Below are 16126 nucleotides of genomic sequence, written 5' to 3'. Positions count from 1 at the left end.
CGCGGCCGCGGCCGACGGCGACTCGGCGCGGCCGAAGCGCGCGTCGGTGCGGTCGGCCGAGACCGAGTCGGCGGGCTCGGCGGGCTCGTTCCACGCGGGCTTGCCGGACGCGGCGGACCTGGCCGCCGCGGACGGCACGGACGTCGCCTCGGCCGCGGACGGCTTGTCCTCGACCTTCGGCAGGTCGTGCTTGGTCTCGTCGGCGGGCGTGATCTCCACCGTCGCCTCGTCACGGCCGGGCTTGGACGCCGCGGGCACGGCCTTCCCCCGGTCCGACGACCTGCCGGACGTGCCCTTGCTCACCAAGGGCTTGTCCGTACCGGGCTCGCTGCTCACGTGACCTCCTGGCCTGGCGGCGCGGACGCGGCGGCGGGCGGGAGGGTCACTCGCCCTCGCCTCCCTCGGCCGTGTCGTCCTCGCCGGTGTCCTCCATGGACTCTACGTTCCTCGCGATGGCCACGACGCCGTCGCCGTTCGCGAGGTTCATCAGCCGGACCCCCATGGTCTGCCGACCGGACTGCTTGATCTCCGCCGCGGTCGTCCGGATGACACCGCCGGAGGCGGTCATCGCGAAGACCTCGTCGTCCGGGCCGACCATCAGCGCCCCGACCAACCGGCCGCGAGATTCCACGATCTTAGCGGTGAGCACTCCCTTACCCCCACGTCCCTGGCGGGGATATTGGTCAATCGGGGTGCGCTTCGCATAGCCACCTTCGGTCGCCACAAGGACATCCTGGGACGGATCGGACGCAACCAGCATGTTCAGCAACTGCTGGTCGCCCTCGAACCGCATCCCGATCACGCCGGAGGTCGCCCGGCCCATCGGCCGCAGCGAGTCGTCGTCGGCCGAGAACCGGATCGACTGCGCGTTGGTGGACACCATCAGCAGGTCGTCGTCCGGGGACACCAGCCGGGCGGCGATCACCTCGTCGTCCTCGGCGAGGTTGATGGCGATGATGCCGCCGGTGCGGGGCGAGTCGAAGTCGCGCAGCGCGGTCTTCTTCACCTTGCCCTTGCTGGTGGCGAGCACCAGGTACGGCGCGACGTCGTAGTCGCGCAGGTCCATGACCTGGGCGATGTGCTCGTCGGGCTGGAACGCGAGCAGGTTCGCGACGTGCTGGCCGCGCGAGTCGCGGCCGGCGTCCGGCAGCTCGTACGCCTTCGCCCGGTAGACGCGGCCCTTGTTGGTGAAGAACAGGATCCAGTGGTGCGTCGTGGTGACGAAGAACTGGTCGACGATGTCGTCCTGCTTGAGCTGCGCGCCGCGCACGCCCTTGCCCCCGCGCCGCTGCGCCCGGTAGTGGTCGGTGCGGGTGCGCTTGGCGTAGCCGCCGCGGGTGATCGTGACGACCACGTCCTCCTCGGCGATGAGGTCCTCGTAGGACACGTCGCCGTCGAAGGGGATGATCTCGGTGCGTCGCTCGTCGCCGTACTTCTCCACGATCGGCGCGAGCTCCTCGCCGACGATCGTGCGCTGCCGCTCGGGCGAGGCCAGGATCTCGTTGTAGTCGGCGATCTCGGCCATCAGCTTGTCGTACTCGTCGATGATGGCCTGGCGCTCCAGGGCGGCCAGCTTGCGCAGCTGCATGTCCAGGATGGCCTGGGCCTGGATCTCGTCGATCTCCAGCAGCTGCATCAGTCCCCGCTGCGCCGCCTGGGCGGACGGCGACCGGCGGATCAGCGCGATGACCTCTTCGATGCGGTCGAGCGCCTTCAGCAGCGCGCGCAGGATGTGGGCGCGCTCCTCGGCCTTGCGCAGCAGGTACCGGGTGCGCCGGACGATCACGTCGATCTGGTGCTCGACCCAGTACCGGATGAACTGGTCGAGGCGCAGCGTGCGCGGCACGCCGTCCACCAGCGCGAGCATGTTCGCGCCGAACGTCTCCTGCAGCTGCGTGTGCTTGTACAGGTTGTTCAGGACGACCTTGGCGACCGCGTCCCGCTTGAGGACGATCACCAGGCGCTGGCCGGTGCGGCCGGAGGTCTCGTCGCGGACGTCGGCGATGCCCTCGAGCTTGCCGTCCTTCACCAGCTCGGCGATCTTGAGGGCGAGGTTGTCCGGGTTGACCTGGTACGGCAGCTCGGTGACCACCAGGCAGGTGCGGTTCTGGATCTCCTCGACCTCGACCACCGCGCGCATGGTGATCGAGCCGCGGCCGGTGCGGTACGCCTCCTCGATGCCCTTGCGGCCGACGATCAGGCCGGCGGTCGGGAAGTCGGGGCCCTTGACCCGCTCGATCAGCGCCTCGAGCAGCTCGTCGTCCGCGGCGCCGTAGTTCTCCAGGTACCACTGGACGCCCTCGGCGACCTCGCGCAGGTTGTGCGGCGGGATGTTGGTCGCCATCCCGACCGCGATGCCCGCCGAACCGTTGACCAGCAGGTTCGGGTAGCGGGACGGCATGACGGTCGGCTCGGCCGAACGACCGTCGTAGTTCGGCGTGAAGTCGACGGTCTCCTTGTCGATGTCGCGCAGGAGCTCCATCGCCAGGGGGGCCATGCGGCACTCGGTGTACCGCATGGCCGCGGCCGGGTCGTTGCCGCGCGAACCGAAGTTGCCGTTGCCGTCGACCAGCGGGTACCGCATCGCCCAGGGCTGGGCCAGGCGGACGAGCGCGTCGTAGATGGCCGAGTCGCCGTGCGGGTGGTAGTTGCCCATGACGTCGCCGACGACGCGCGCGCACTTGAAGTAGCCGCGGTCGGGGCGGTAGCCGCCGTCGTACATCGCGTACAGGACGCGGCGGTGCACGGGCTTCAGGCCGTCGCGGACCTCGGGCAGCGCACGCGCCACGATGACCGACATCGCGTAGTCGAGGTAGCTGGTCTGCATCCGCTGCTGGATGTCGACCGGCTCGATCCGCCCGCCGCCGCTCCCGCCGGTGCCCCCGCCATCGGTGGTCGTTTCAGTCACTTGCGTCAAACCTCTGCTCTAGTGGTTCTGCCGGGCGGACTCAGATGTCCAGGAAGCGGACGTCCTTGGCGTTGCGCTGGATGAACTCGCGGCGCGGTTCGACCTCCTCGCCCATCAGGACGCTGAACAGCTCGTCGGCCTGCGCGGCGTCGTCCAGCTGGATCTGCATCAGGACGCGGCGGTCCGGGTCCATCGTGGTGTCCCAGAGCTCGTCGGCGTTCATCTCGCCGAGGCCCTTGAACCGCTGGACCTGGTCGCGCGGGCGCGGGTCGCGCTTGCCGGCCGCGATGCCCTGCTCGATGATCTGGTCGCGTTCGGGATCGGAGTAGGCGTAGTCGGCGTCGCTGCCGCGGGCGTCCCACTTGATCTTGTACAGCGGTGGCTTGGCGAGGTAGACGTGGCCGGCCTCGATCAGCGGCCGCATGAACCGGAACAGCAGGGTCAGCAGCAGCGTGTTGATGTGGTGGCCGTCCACGTCGGCGTCCGACATCAGGATGATCTTGTGGTAGCGGAGCTTGGTGATGTCGAACTCGTCGTGCACGCCGGTGCCGAGGGCGGTGATGATCGCCTGCACCTCGTTGTTCTTGAGGATCTTGTCGATCCGCGCCTTCTCGACGTTCAGGATCTTGCCGCGGATCGGCAGGATGGCCTGGTACATCGGGTTGCGGCCGCCCTTGGCCGAGCCGCCGGCGCTGTCGCCCTCGACGATGTAGACCTCGGACATCGCCGGGTCGGTGGACTGGCAGTCCGACAGCTTGCCGGGCAGCGAGGTCGACTCCAGCAGGCTCTTGCGCCGGGTCAGGTCGCGCGCCTGGCGGGCCGCGACGCGGGCGCGCGCCGCCTGCGTGGCCTTGTTGATGATCTCCTTGGCCTCGCCCGGGTTCTCCTCGAACCAGTCGCGCAGGTGCTCGTTGCACGCCTTCTGGACGAACGACTTGGCCTCGGTGTTGCCCAGCTTGGTCTTGGTCTGGCCCTCGAACTGCGGGTCGGCGAGCTTGATCGAGATGATCGCGGTGAGGCCCTCGCGGACGTCCTCGCCGGTGAGGTTGTCGTCCTTGTCGCGGAGCAGGCCCTTGTCGCGCGCGTACCGGTTGACGATCGTGGTCAGCGCGGCGCGGAAGCCCTCCTCGTGGGTGCCGCCCTCGGCCGTGTTGATCGTGTTCGCGAAGGTGTGCACGGACTCGGCGTACGACGCGTTCCACTGCATCGCGATCTCCACCGACATGCCCTCGGTGTCGTCGCTGAAGTAGATGACGGAGTCGTGGACCTGTTCCTTCTTCGCGTTGATGTAGCGGACGAAGTCCTCGATGCCGCCCTCGTAGTGGAAGGTGACCTCGCGCGGCTCGCCCTCCTCGGCGGAGTGCTCGGGCCGCTCGTCCCGCAGGCTGATCGACAGGCCGCGGTTCAGGAACGCCATCTCCTGCATGCGGCGCGACAGCGTCTCGAACGACCACTCGGTGGTCTCGAAGACGTCCGGGTCGGGCCAGAAGGTGATGGTGGTGCCGGTCTCGTCGGTCGGGTCGCCCTTCTCCAGCGGCCCGAGCGCGCCCTTCCAGTTGTAGGACTGGCGCCAGTAGTGGCCGTCGGTGCGGATCTCGGCGTCCAGGCGGGTGGACAGCGCGTTCACCACCGCGGAGCCGACGCCGTGCAGGCCGCCGGAGACCGCGTAGGACTTGCCGTCGAACTTGCCGCCCGCGTGCAGCGTGGTCAGCACGAGCTCGACCGCCGGTTTGTTCTCCACCGGGTGCAGCCCGACCGGGATGCCGCGGCCGTTGTCGGTGACACGGACGCCGTTATCGGCCAGCAGCCTGACCTCGATCGTGTCGGCGTATCCGGCCAGCGCCTCGTCGACGGAGTTGTCGACGATCTCGTAGACCAGGTGGTGCAGGCCGCGTTCCCCGGTCGATCCGATGTACATGCCAGGGCGCTTGCGCACCGCCTCAAGGCCCTCAAGGACAGTGATCGAACTAGCGTCGTACGCCAAAGGAGATCCTCCTGCCGGGGACGCTCGCCGTCCCGCGATTGACGCGGTGTGCCCCGTAACACACGTAAGGGACGCCCACTACTCCTTGTCGGTGTCGGACGGAGCCTGGGCGACCCACGGCGGCGCAACATCCTGAACCTCTCCCATCTTACCCGCTCCGATCTCAGAAAGAGGCACTGACGGCCCCTGTGCGCGCGTGTGCCGCTCGAACGGCCCTGGAGATGCATCCCCCCATGGATCCAGGGGTGTTCTCCGCCCTACGGGACGCTCGCGCCGCGCCGCACCGGTTGACTCCGAACGCATGTTCCCATGTGCCACCGACACTCCCTTCCGACCGTCTGACCTGCGCTCCCGCGCCCCTCGGGGGCCGGGAACCCGCGAACACCAGCCTGCCGTCCCGGGCCCCGCCGACCACAGCCGCGCTCCAAACTGTGGATAACTCCGCGCCGGGTCCCCGCCGTGCTGGTCGCACGCTGTGACGGCAGCCCGCCGAAACCCGTTTCGATGACCGCTGTGGGACGCGACGAGATGAGAGGCCCACGGCCTCGCTGACCGGGGGGAAGGTGATGGTTCAGCTGCAGCGGACGTCGGGGGTCAGCGGACGCGCCAGGCCCCGGTGCGCCGCGGCCCCGAGGACGGGCCGACGACCTTGACGCGCTTGACCGTCCCGTGGCCGAGCTGCTCGTTCAGGCGGCGGACGAGCGTGGACGACAGGAGCCGGAGCTGGGTCGCCCAGGTGGTGGAGTCGGCGACGACGGTGAGCTCCCCGTCGTCGAACTTCTCGGGACGCGTGTGCTCGGCGAGCTCCGGGCCGACGAGGCCCGCCCAGTTGCCGAAGACGCCGCCGACCGCCGCGCGCTGCTCCCAGCCGCGGGTGGCGAGCAGGTCGCGGATCGCGTTGCCGAAGGGCTTGGGATCGCCGCCGCGTCCCGGCTCGCGGACCCGCCCCGTCCCTGCCGGGGCCTTGCGTCGGCGTCCCTGGCCGGGGAGGGTGCCGCGCTTCATCGCGTCCGCGCGCGCCTGCGCCAACGCCTCACGCGCCAGCTCGATCCCCGACTTGGCTGGGGCGTCAGAAGCCGTGGGCCCACCGGCCGCCGAAGGGGAGCCGGACGCCGAGGAAGCCGCGGAGACTCCGGAATCCACCGATCCGGAGAAGTTATCCACACCCCGTGGATCGTCGTTCACCGCTTCTCCCCCTTCCAGAACCCGGCGTGTCGCACGGAGATCACCCGCGCGTCACTTCCCCATCATCCGCCGCCTCCCCGGCCACGGCACCCGCATCCGTCCCATCGGCCGAACGAGCCCCGGGCACATCCGAGGAAACAGCAGAGTCGGCGCCGACGGTCGGGCGGGGGGAGACGGCGCCGTCGGCGACGTCGAAGGTCGTCCCGGTGAGCTCGGCGGGGACGTCCGCAGGGACGGCGGCCGTGATGAGGACCTGCTCGGCGGGCGCGACCATCTCGGCCAGGCGGCTGCGGCGGCCCGCGTCGAGTTCGGCGAAGACGTCGTCCAGGATCAGGACCGGGTCGTCGCCGTCCGCGCGAAGGAGCTCGAAGGCGGCGAGGCGGAGCGCGAGGGCGAACGACCACGACTCGCCGTGGGACGCGTAGCCGCGCGCGGGGAGCTCCCCCAGGCGCAGGACGAGCTCGTCGCGGTGCGGGCCCACCAGGCTGACGCCGCGTTCCAGCTCCTGCTTGCGCGCCTCGGCAACGCCGCCCAGCAGTTGCTCGGCGAGTTGTCCACGGTCTGTGGACAACTCGACGCGCTCGCCGAGGGAACTGCGGTACGTCAGGTCGGCCGCGCCGCTGTGCGGGGCGAGTTCGGCGTACGCGCGCGCCACCAGGGGGCGCAGCGCCGCGACGAGGTCGAGGCGGGCGGCGAGGAGTTCCGAGCCGGTCCGCGCGAGGTGCGTGTCCCAGACGTCCAGCGTGGCCAGGACCTCGGGGCCGGGGGAGCGCCGGTGCGCGGCGGCCGACTTCAGCAGGGCGTTGCGCTGCTTGAGGACGCGCTCGTAGTCGGAGCGGACGCCCGCGAAGCGGGGGGCGCGCGCCGTCAGCAGCTCGTCCATGTAGCGGCGCCGCTCGCCGGGGTCGCCCTTCACCAGCGAGAGGTCTTCGGGTGCGAACAGGACCGTCCGCAGCATCCCCAGGATCTCGCGCGGCCTGGGGACGGGGGAGCGGTTCAGCCGGGCGCGGTTGGCCTTCCCCGGGTTGATCTCCAGCTCGATCAGGGCCTTGCGGTCGTCCTTCACCACTCCCGCCCGCACGATGGCGCGGGGCGTCCCCTGGCGGACGAGCGGCGCGTCCGTGGCCGCGCGGTGGCTGCCGTGCGTCGCGACGTACCCGATCGCCTCGACCAGGTTCGTCTTGCCCTGCCCGTTCGGCCCCACGAAGGCCGTGACGCCCCTCGTCAGCGGCACCTCGGCCGTCGCGTACGAGCGGAAGTCCTGGAGCGAGAGATGGGCGACATGCACGAGACACGAGGGTAGGCCCTCCCACCAGGAGCCCTGCACGCCTCAGCTCAACTCGTGTGTCCCACCGCTTCTCCCCCTTCGCCCCGCCGTCTGTGGACAACTCCGCGAACGGCCGAGCCCCGGCGTCCCCTGATGGGGATGCCGGGGCTCGGCGGCCGGGAGTGGCGGTCAGACCTTGGGCGGCGTGACGTCCGCGCCGGGGGAGTCGGCGCCCTTGGCGGACTCGACGGCGTGCCCGCCGAACTGGTTGCGCAGGGCGGCGACGATCTTCATGGCGGGGGAGTCGTCCTGCCGCGAGGAGAAACGCGCGAACAGGGACGCGGTGATCGCCGGCAGCGGGACGGCGTGGTCGACGGCGGCCTGCACGGTCCAGCGGCCCTCGCCGGAGTCGTTGGCGTAGCCGCGGATCTCGGCGAGCTCCGGGTCCTCGGCCAGCGCGCGGTTCATCAGGTCCAGCAGCCAGGACCGGATGACCGTGCCCTCCTGCCAGGACCGGAACGTGCCCGGGACGTCGGTGACGATGTCGGCGGCCTCGATCAGCTCGTAGCCCTCGCCGAACGCCTGCATCATCGCGTACTCGATGCCGTTGTGGACCATCTTCACGAAGTGCCCGGCGCCGATCTTCCCCGAGTGGACGAACCCGAACTCGCCCTCCGGCTTCAGCGTCTCGAAGATCGGCATGAGGCGCTGGACGTCCTCGTCCGACCCGCCGACCATCAGCGCGTAGCCGTTCTGGAGCCCCCAGACACCGCCGGACACGCCGCAGTCCACGAAGCCGATGCCCTTCTCGGCCAGCTCGGCGCCGTGCTTCTGGTCGTCCACATAGTGGGAGTTGCCGCCGTCGATGACCACGTCACCGGGCGACAGCAGCTCCCCCAGCCTGTGGATGGTCTCCCGGGTCGGTCCGCCGGCGGGCACCATCACCCACACCGCGCGCGGCGCGGACAGGCGCTCCAGCAGTTCCTCGACCGAGGAGACGTCGCTGACCTTCGGGTCGCGGTCGTAACCCACCACGGTGTGGCCGCCGCGGCGCAGACGTTCGGCCATGTTGCCGCCCATCTTGCCGAGACCGATGATTCCGAGCTCCATTGCTTCACTCCCCTGCGTGGCACCGCCGCGCGCGGCACGCGGCGGGCGGATGTCCCCCTGATGCTCCCAGGATGCCCCTGGCGGCCCCAGAAGGCCCCGGACCGTCCCGGGGTCCCCTGTTGTGCCCCCGGTCGTGGTGCTTACCCAGAGAGTCGCACAGGCATGATCAGGTACCGGTAGTTGGGGTTCTCCCCGTCCTGCGGCGGCTTGCCCGTGAGGACGGCCGGCTTGGTCGGCGTCGTGAACGACAGCCGCGCGACGTCCGAGCCGATCGCGGAGAGGCCGTCGAGCAGGAAGCCGTGGTTGAAGGCGATGTCGATGTCCTCGCCCTCCAGCGTGGCCTCCAGGGCCTCCACGGCCTGCGCCTCGTCGCCGGTGCCCGCCTCCAGGACGACCTCGCCCTGCCGGAACGACAGCCGGACGGGCGTGTTGCGCTCGGCGACCAGGGACACGCGCTTGACCGCCTCGATGAACGGCGCGGTCGAGATCTCGGCGAGGCCCGCGTACTCGCTCGGCAGCAGCGAGCGGTACTTCACGAAGTCGCCGTCCAGCAGCCGGGAGGTGGTGCGGCGACCGCCGCCCTCGAACCCGATCATGCCCTCGCCGGCGCCGCCCTCGGAGCCGCCCAGGGCGATCGAGACCTCGGCCCCGGCGGTCAGCGACTTGGCGGTGTCGGCGAGCGTCTTGGCGGGCACCAGGGCCACGGCGGAGAAGTCCGGTCGCTCCGGCTTCCAGTGCAGCTCCCGGACGGCCAGGCGGTACCGGTCGGTGGACGCGAGGGTGACGGTCTCGCCCTCGATCTCCACCCGGACGCCGGTCAGCATCGGGATCGTGTCGTCGCGGCCGGCGGCGATCGCCACCTGGGACACCGCGGCGGCGAACTCGTCGGAGCCGACCGAGCCGGCGGCGGGCGGCATCGCCGGGAGGGTCGGGTAGTCCTCCACAGGCATGGTGAGGAGTGTGAACTTCGCCGACCCGCAGCGCAGCATCACCTTCGCGCCGTCGGTCGTCACCTCCACAGGGTGGGGAGGAAGGCTGCGGCAGATCTCGGCGAGCAGCCGGCCGGAGACGAGCGCGGTCCCCGGCTCCTCGGTGTCGATGTCGGTGGACACCTGGGCGGACACCTCGTAGTCGAACGCCGACAGCTTCAGCCGGTCGCTCGCCTCGATGTGCATCCCGGCGAGGACGGGCACCGGGGGGCGCACCGGGAGGGTGCGCGCCGTCCAGGCCACGGCGTCGGCCAGGGCGTCTCTGTCGATGCGGAACTTCAAGGGGACCCGCCTCCTGCAGGTTTCGGGCAACGGTGCGCCGGACAGATCTCGGTCGGGGCCGGGCTCACGGATTTCCCCAGGCCCTGAGTTGAGATGGATCTTTTCTTGAGTAGAGATAAGAGGAAGTACTAGTCATAGGGGCGGTGGATAGTGTGGACAACCCGCATCGTCCCAGGTGAGACCGCCTGTCTTCATCCACCGGCCCTGTGCAGGAGCGGTGGACGGCGCGACGCGGCCTGGGGACGGCGAAACGTTCCCCACACGTCGTCCTCAAGTCATCCCCCGGTTGTCCACGAGTTTTCCGCAGGTTCTCCCCGCCCTCCCGGCCCGGTCGCGGCGCGACGCCGGTCCGGCGGGCTCCGGGGACGCGCTGTGCACAGGCCGTCCCCAGGTTCTCCACGGACTCGTCCCCATGATGCCGGGTGCTCGTCCCCAGCCTGTCCCCAATCCGTCCACGAGTCGTCCTCAGAATCGACGGCGTTGTCCGCAGGTTTTCCCCCGGTTATCCACCGCGGAGGGCCGGGTTATCCCCAGGCCGTGAAAGACGATCTTGGGTGAGCGCCCCCGCGGACGGCCGTTCCGGGCTCCTGACGGGCCGGTTCAGCGCTTGCGCGCCTGGTGCTTGATGCGCCCCGTCAGCTCGGTCACCTGGTTGTAGATGGCCCGCCTTTCGGCCATCAAGCTGCGGATCTTCCGCTCGGCGTGCATCACCGTGGTGTGGTCCCGGCCGCCGAACTGCTGCCCGATCTTGGGAAGTGACAGGTCGGTCAGCTCGCGGCAGAGGTACATCGCGATCTGCCGGGCGGTGACGAGCATCCGCGAACGCGACGGTCCACAGAGGTCCTCGATCGTCGTCCCGAAGTACTCCACAGTCTGCGCCATGATCATCGGGGCGGTGATCTCCGGCCCGGTGTCGTTGGGGATGAGGTCCTTCAGCACGATCTCGGCCAGCTTCATGTCGACCGACTGGCGGTTGAGGCTGGCGAACGCGGTGACCCGGATCAGCGCCCCCTCCAGCTCGCGGATGTTGGTCGCGATCTGGGAGGCGATGAACTCCAGCACGTCCGGCGGCGCGGCGAGGCCCTCCTGCCGGGCCTTCTTCTGCAGGATCGCTATGCGCGTCTCCAGCTCGGGCGGCTGGACGTCGGTGGTCAGGCCCCACTCGAACCGGTTGCGCAGCCGGTCCTCGAGCGTGACGAGCTCCTTGGGCGGACGGTCCGACGAGATCACGATCTGCTTGGACGCGTTGTGCAGCGTGTTGAAGGTGTGGAAGAACTCCTCCTGCGTCTGCTCCTTGCCCTCGAGGAACTGGATGTCGTCCACGAGCAGGATGTCGACGTCCCGGTAGCGGCGGCGGAACCCGTCGGCCTTGCCGTCCCGGATGGAGTTGATGAAGTCGTTGGTGAACTCCTCGGAGCTCACGTAGCGGACGCGCGCGCCGTTGAACAGGCTCTGCGCGTAATGGCCGATGGCGTGCAGCAGGTGCGTCTTGCCGAGGCCGGAGTCGCCGTAGATGAACAGCGGGTTGTACGCCTTGGCGGGCTGCTCGGCCACGGCGACGGCCGCCGCGTGCGCGAACCGGTTGGACGAGCCGATGACGAACGTCTCGAACGTGTACTTGGGGTTCAGCCGTCCGGGCTCGGCGGCCTGCTGGCCGGACGCGCCGCCCCCGGCGGGCGCGGGAGCCGCGCCCGCGTCGTCGTCCCGGTAGGGCGCGTCGTCGGGACGGTACGGCTGGTCGGCGTCGCCGCCGCCCCGGTAGGGCGGACGCTCCGAACCGATCTGGAAGACGTCCGAGGGCGGGAACGGCGACACCTGCGGACCGCCGCCCGCCGCGCCACCGTCGGGCCGTCCGGCCCTGGACGGCTCCGAACCGCCGCGCTGCGGGTCGCGCTCCGGAGGACGCACCGTGCCGAGCGTGCGGTCGTTCAGGTGCGAGGGGGCGTGGGACGGCCCGGACGTCGCGCCGCCGGGCATCCCGGGACGGCCGGTGGGACGCGGACCGCCGTAGCCGCCGTGGTCGGACGTGGGGTAGCCGCCGCTCTGCTCGGGACCGCCGTAGCCGTTCTGGTCGGCGCCGGGCCCCTGGCCGCCCGGGTACCCGCCGCCGCTCGGCTCGGACACGCCGTAGCGGTCCTGGTCCGAGCCCGCGAAGCGGTCCTGGTCGGCGGGCGCGGAGTAGCGGTCTTCGGAGGAGTAGCGGTCCTGGTCGGGACCGGCGGGATATCCACCGCCCTGTGGATTACGGCCCTGGCCCTCGAACGGCGAGCGTCCCCCGCCCGGGCCGTAGCCCTGGGGACGGCCTCCGTAGTCGCCGCCGGGGCGCTGGGACCAGCCGCGGTCGTCGTCCTCGCGCTGGACCGTCCAGCCGCGGTCGTCCTCGTCGCGCTTGGGACCGCCCGGAGCCCAGCCGCGCTCACGGTCGCGGTGGCGGTCGCCGTCACGCTCACGGTCGTCGTCCTGGCCGGCGGCGTAGTTCGACGGGCCGTATCCACGGTCGGCATAGGGCTTGTCCGGGTAAGGGCGCTCACCGTGACGCTCACCATAGGGGCGGCCTTCGTAACCCGGGTCGCCGTAGGGGCGTTCGCGCTCTCCCCTGTAGGAGGACGGCGCGTCGTCATTGCGGTACGGCTGCTCGTCGCCGCGGTACGGCTGGGAGTCGGACTGCCCTTGGCCCTGTCCCTGTCCTTGGCCGCCCTCGTGCGCGGGCGGAGGTACGGACGCCTCGGGCTGGACGGTCACCGCCACGCGTATCTCACGCCCCAGCTCCTCCGAGAGGGCCTGGGTGATGAGGCCGCGCAGGCGGTTCTCCAAGGCGCTCTTGGCGAACTCGTTGGGCGCGGCCAGGAGAGCGGTGTCTTCCACAAGGGCGAGCGGGCGGACGAGCGGGAGCCAGGCGCGGTGGTTGGGAGAAAGGTCACGGTCGGCCAGTGCCGCAACCGCGCGCGCCCAGGCGGATCCGAGATTCTGTCCGTCCATGCGCAAGGCCCCTCCCGATGGCTCCTGCACAGTCGTCGTGCGGAGCACCCCTCAACCCGTCGAACCCGCGGCTCCGGGCCGCCGCAAAGGCCCGTCCGCTCAGCGGGAGACCTACTCTCTCACGAGTTGTCCACAGAGTTGTCCACAGCATGTGCATGAACATGGGGACGCCTGTGTAAAACTCCATGGCACGGCCTGTGGAACCGTGGAAAACGGGGGGCGTTGATCTCTGCGAACCCTGCGAGACCTGCGAGAAGTAGGAGAACCGGTCGGCTGGAGCGCACATACCGGGAAACTCGTCCCGTCACTGTAGGGCCTGCCTCCGGATGGTCGCAACACGCCTCAGGAACCCCGTCCGTACCGCCTTCGTCCCCACAAGATCCACAGTTACCCACAGCCTTCGCGCGGGCGCACGAGGAGAGTCAGGATTCCTTGACAAGCCCTATCGCGCGGGCGCACGAGCCGGGCCGAGGACGTCTTGCCGGAGCGGGGACGGCACTGTGGACAAAGCCACGTTCGTGACCCGCGGGCCTAAGGCGTATGTCCGGGACCTGGGCCCGCTCCTCGGTCTGTTCCTCGTCCGTCGGCAGGCGTTCCACTGTCGGCCCCAGGCCGTTCCGCGTCAGCTCCCGAAGCCGTTCAGGGGCTCTCTCCGCTGCTGCTCCGAAGTCGCCACGCAGACTGTTCTCAGGACGGTTCCGAGGTGCCCGTAATCTCCCCGTGTGAGGGGCGAGCCCGTTTCCGACTCGAAGATCAGCAGGTGCCGGAGGCCGTTCCGTTTGACCGGACGGACGAGTAGCCCGTAACGTGCTGAGGTCGAGTCGCATCGACGGAGATGACGCGTGCCCGCCGTCTCGCCCTTTCACGGAGAGCCGGGTGGGCCCCCGCTGCGGGGGACCGGACGCGGCCCGCGGTGCGAATCATCGAGACTGAAACCGCCGACCGCAGCAGCACTGGAGCCTCAAGTGAGCAAGCGTACTTTCCAGCCGAACAACCGCCGTCGTCACAAGAAGCACGGCTTCCGGCTGCGCATGCGCACCCGCGCCGGGCGCGCCGTCCTCTCCTCGCGGCGCGGCAAGGGCCGCGCCCGCATCGCGGTCTGACCCACTTCTGACGCAATGCTGCCGTCCGGACACCGGATGCGGCGGCGGGACGACTTCACCTTGGCCGTCCGGCGCGGGCGACGCGCCGGACGGCCAACTGTTGTCGTGCACCTGCTCCGCAGGGACCCGTCCGCCGCGCCGTTCCCCGCCGAGGCGCGTGCCGGTTCGCGGCCCGCGAACGCCGCCGCGCCTCGCGACGGGGACCACCGGCCGTCCGGACCGGGCGAGCGGCCGCCGGGAGACGGGACGTCCCCTGTGGATAACTCGTCCGCCGACGCCTCCGTCCAGCAGCAGAGCCGGTCCGGCGCCGCCGATCGGTCGGCCGCGCCTGACGCACAGCCTGTGGATAACCGGGCGTCCGGTGCTGACGAAGCGTCCCGTCCGGTCGTTTCCACAAGTGTGGACAGCGATCAGGGAGACGGCGCCTCCCATCCGGCCCGCGACGGCACGGTCCGTCCGGACCGCACCGGGATGCACACCACCGGGACGGACGCGACCGGGCACACTCCGGCCGGGCAGGACACGCCTCCGCTGGTCGGGTTCATCGTGGCCCGGACGGTCGGGAACGCCGTCGTCCGGAACCGGGTGCGGCGCCGGCTGCGTCACCTCGTGCGTGCGCGCCTGGACCGACTTCCGGAGGGTAGCCTGCTCGTAGTGCGCGCCAACCCCGCAGCCGGGGTGGCGCGCGGTGACGAACTGGCCGCGGATCTGGACTCCGCCCTCGACCGGGTGCTGCGGCAGACCGCCAAGGCCCAGACCACCAGGGCGCAGACCACCAGGGCGCAGACCTCAAAGGGGCAGACCTCCAGGGGACGGACATGACGAGCGGACCGGCGGGTGCGCAGCCCGCGGACTCCCCGGTCGGACCCGACCGCGCGGACTCCCCGGCCGACCCGGGAGAGCGGGGCGCCGAGCCGCGCCCGCGTCCCGGACCGGTCGCCGCTGTCCTGATCCTCCTGGTCCGCGGCTACCGCCGCTTCTTGAGCCCCCTGCTCGGGCAGCAGTGCCGGTTCCGGCCCACGTGCAGCGCCTACGGGCTGGCGGCCCTCCAGGAGCACGGCGCGCTGCGCGGCTCCTGGCTGACGGTGCGCCGGATCGCCCGGTGCCATCCGTTCAACCCTGGCGGTTACGACCCGGTTCCGCCGCGGCGCGACCGCGACCGCGACCGCGCCTCCGCCGTCGCGGACTCCGGGGGACGGGACGCGGACGGCGCCCCCGCGCGCCCCGCGACCGACGGCCCGCACGACCGGGCCGCGGAACCCCCGAAGACCTCCGGCCGCGAGCAGAGCGGCCCCGCCCTAGCAGAGCCCAAGGAGCTGCCCGGTGCTTGACTGGTTGTACACGATCGTCTCCCAGCTCATCGTGTGGATTCACTCCGCACTGAGCCTGGTCTTCCCGAAGGACAGCGGGTGGGCCTGGGCAGGCTCGATCATCCTGCTGACCGTCCTGCTGCGGCTGCTCCTGGTTCCGCTGTTCGTCAAGCAGATCCACGCGTCCCGGAAGATGCAGGAGCTCAACCCGAAGGTCCAGGCGCTTCGCAAGAAGTACAAGAACGACAAGCAGCGCCTCAACCAGGAGGTCATGAAGCTCTACCAGGAGAACGGCGCCAACCCGCTGTCGGGCTGCCTGCCGCTCCTGGTGCAGATGCCGGTGTTCATCGGCCTCTTCCAGGTGCTCAAGCGCATCTCGGACGCCAAGCCGGGCCACGGCGTCTTCAAGATGTCGCCGGACCTGGTGCACAGCGCCCAGAACGCGCCGATCTTCGGGTCGCACATCTCCGACACGTTCCTCAACGCCTGGAGCCACAGCCCCAAGAGCTGGAACGCGCTGATCATCACGGGTGCGGCGGTCGTCATCTCGTCCGTCACCACGTTCTTCACCGTCCGCGCCAGCATGAAGCGCCAGACGCCCATGGCCGACGAGAACAACCCGATGATGCAGGCCCAGAAGATGATGGTCTTCCTGGCCCCCGCGTTCGGCCTGTTCGGCCTCGGGTTCCCGCTGGGCGTGCTCATGTACTGGGTGACGTCCAACTCCTGGACGCTCGCGCAGTCGCACTACATCTACAAGCGCTACCAGTCGCCCGAGGCGCTCGAGAAGGCCAAGGTGGAGGGCAAGACCCCCGCCGCGGCCGGCGCCAAGGCCAAGAAGGGCGCCGCGGCGTCCGGGACGTCCGGCGCGTCCGGCGCCGAGGGTTCGGAGGGCGGCGACACGGCCGCCGCGCCCAAGACCGTCCGCAACCAGCCGACGCGTAAGCCGCGCAGCAAGCGCAGCGGCTCCCAGAAGCGCTAGTTTTGACCCCGGTCCGTGCCGAAGAAG

General features: G+C 70.5%; 11 protein-coding genes and 1 pseudogene. 4 read left to right on the top strand and 8 right to left on the bottom strand.

The window, feature by feature from the left end:
* The 8 genes from DZF91_RS13590 to dnaA all read right to left on the bottom strand — a co-directional run.
* A partial coding sequence (locus DZF91_RS13590; RefSeq protein ID WP_199486614.1) for a hypothetical protein occupies positions 1–336 on the bottom strand: 336 nt, incomplete at its 3' end.
* A gap of 46 nt (positions 337–382) precedes the next feature.
* A complete protein-coding gene (gene gyrA, locus DZF91_RS13585; RefSeq protein WP_117357833.1) occupies positions 383–2908 on the bottom strand; it encodes a DNA gyrase subunit A in 2526 nt (841 codons plus the stop codon).
* A 40-nt stretch (positions 2909–2948) separates the two neighbouring features.
* Positions 2949–4892, bottom strand: a complete 1944-nt coding sequence (gyrB, locus tag DZF91_RS13580; protein WP_117357832.1) for a DNA topoisomerase (ATP-hydrolyzing) subunit B — start codon at positions 4890–4892, stop codon at positions 2949–2951.
* A 594-nt stretch (positions 4893–5486) separates the two neighbouring features.
* Positions 5487–5921, bottom strand: a complete 435-nt coding sequence (locus DZF91_RS13575; protein ID WP_235834260.1) for a DUF721 domain-containing protein — start codon at positions 5919–5921, stop codon at positions 5487–5489.
* Positions 5922–6117: 196 nt separating this feature from the next.
* Positions 6118–7365, bottom strand: a complete 1248-nt coding sequence (recF, locus tag DZF91_RS13570) for a DNA replication/repair protein RecF (protein ID WP_117357831.1) — start codon at positions 7363–7365, stop codon at positions 6118–6120.
* A gap of 168 nt (positions 7366–7533) precedes the next feature.
* Complete coding sequence (gnd, locus tag DZF91_RS13565; RefSeq protein WP_117357830.1) at positions 7534–8454, bottom strand: phosphogluconate dehydrogenase (NAD(+)-dependent, decarboxylating); 921 nt, start codon at positions 8452–8454, stop codon at positions 7534–7536.
* A gap of 140 nt (positions 8455–8594) precedes the next feature.
* A complete protein-coding gene (gene dnaN / locus DZF91_RS13560; RefSeq protein ID WP_117357829.1) occupies positions 8595–9725 on the bottom strand; it encodes a DNA polymerase III subunit beta in 1131 nt (376 codons plus the stop codon).
* 600 nt (positions 9726–10325) lie between these two features.
* Positions 10326–12704, bottom strand: a complete 2379-nt coding sequence (gene dnaA, locus DZF91_RS13555) for a chromosomal replication initiator protein DnaA (RefSeq protein ID WP_117357828.1) — start codon at positions 12702–12704, stop codon at positions 10326–10328.
* Between the two features lie 965 nt (positions 12705–13669).
* Here dnaA and rpmH point away from each other — a divergent pair.
* The 4 genes and pseudogenes from rpmH (at position 13670) to yidC (ending at position 16099) form a co-directional block, all read left to right on the top strand.
* Complete coding sequence (gene rpmH, locus DZF91_RS13550; protein WP_117357827.1) at positions 13670–13807, top strand: 50S ribosomal protein L34; 138 nt, start codon at positions 13670–13672, stop codon at positions 13805–13807.
* A gap of 399 nt (positions 13808–14206) precedes the next feature.
* The gene (gene rnpA, locus DZF91_RS13540; RefSeq protein WP_328589164.1) at positions 14207–14629 is read left to right on the top strand and encodes a ribonuclease P protein component; all 423 of its coding nucleotides are present in this window, start codon (positions 14207–14209) and stop codon (positions 14627–14629) included.
* Positions 14630–14754: 125 nt separating this feature from the next.
* Positions 14755–15024, top strand: a pseudogene (gene yidD, locus DZF91_RS42000) (membrane protein insertion efficiency factor YidD); the annotation flags it as partial.
* Between the two features lie 106 nt (positions 15025–15130).
* Positions 15131–16099: a membrane protein insertase YidC gene (gene yidC / locus DZF91_RS13530; protein ID WP_117357825.1), complete on the top strand. Its 969-nt coding sequence runs from the start codon at positions 15131–15133 to the stop codon at positions 16097–16099.
* Positions 16100–16126: the final 27 nt, after the last annotated feature.

The organism is Actinomadura logoneensis (assembly GCF_003428695.1).
Lineage (GTDB): Bacteria > Actinomycetota > Actinomycetes > Streptosporangiales > Streptosporangiaceae > Spirillospora > Spirillospora logoneensis.
Note: the sequence above shows the minus strand (reverse complement) of the source record. Positions and strands in the feature narration are given on the sequence as shown.

What these genes read in the sequence shown, in the direction of transcription:
- gnd (WP_117357830.1), bottom strand. Translation starts at nt 8,454, where the DNA reads ATGGAGCTCGGAATCATCGGTCTCGGCAAGATGGGCGGCAACATGGCC.
- dnaA (WP_117357828.1), bottom strand. Translation starts at nt 12,704, where the DNA reads ATGGACGGACAGAATCTCGGATCCGCCTGGGCGCGCGCGGTTGCGGCA.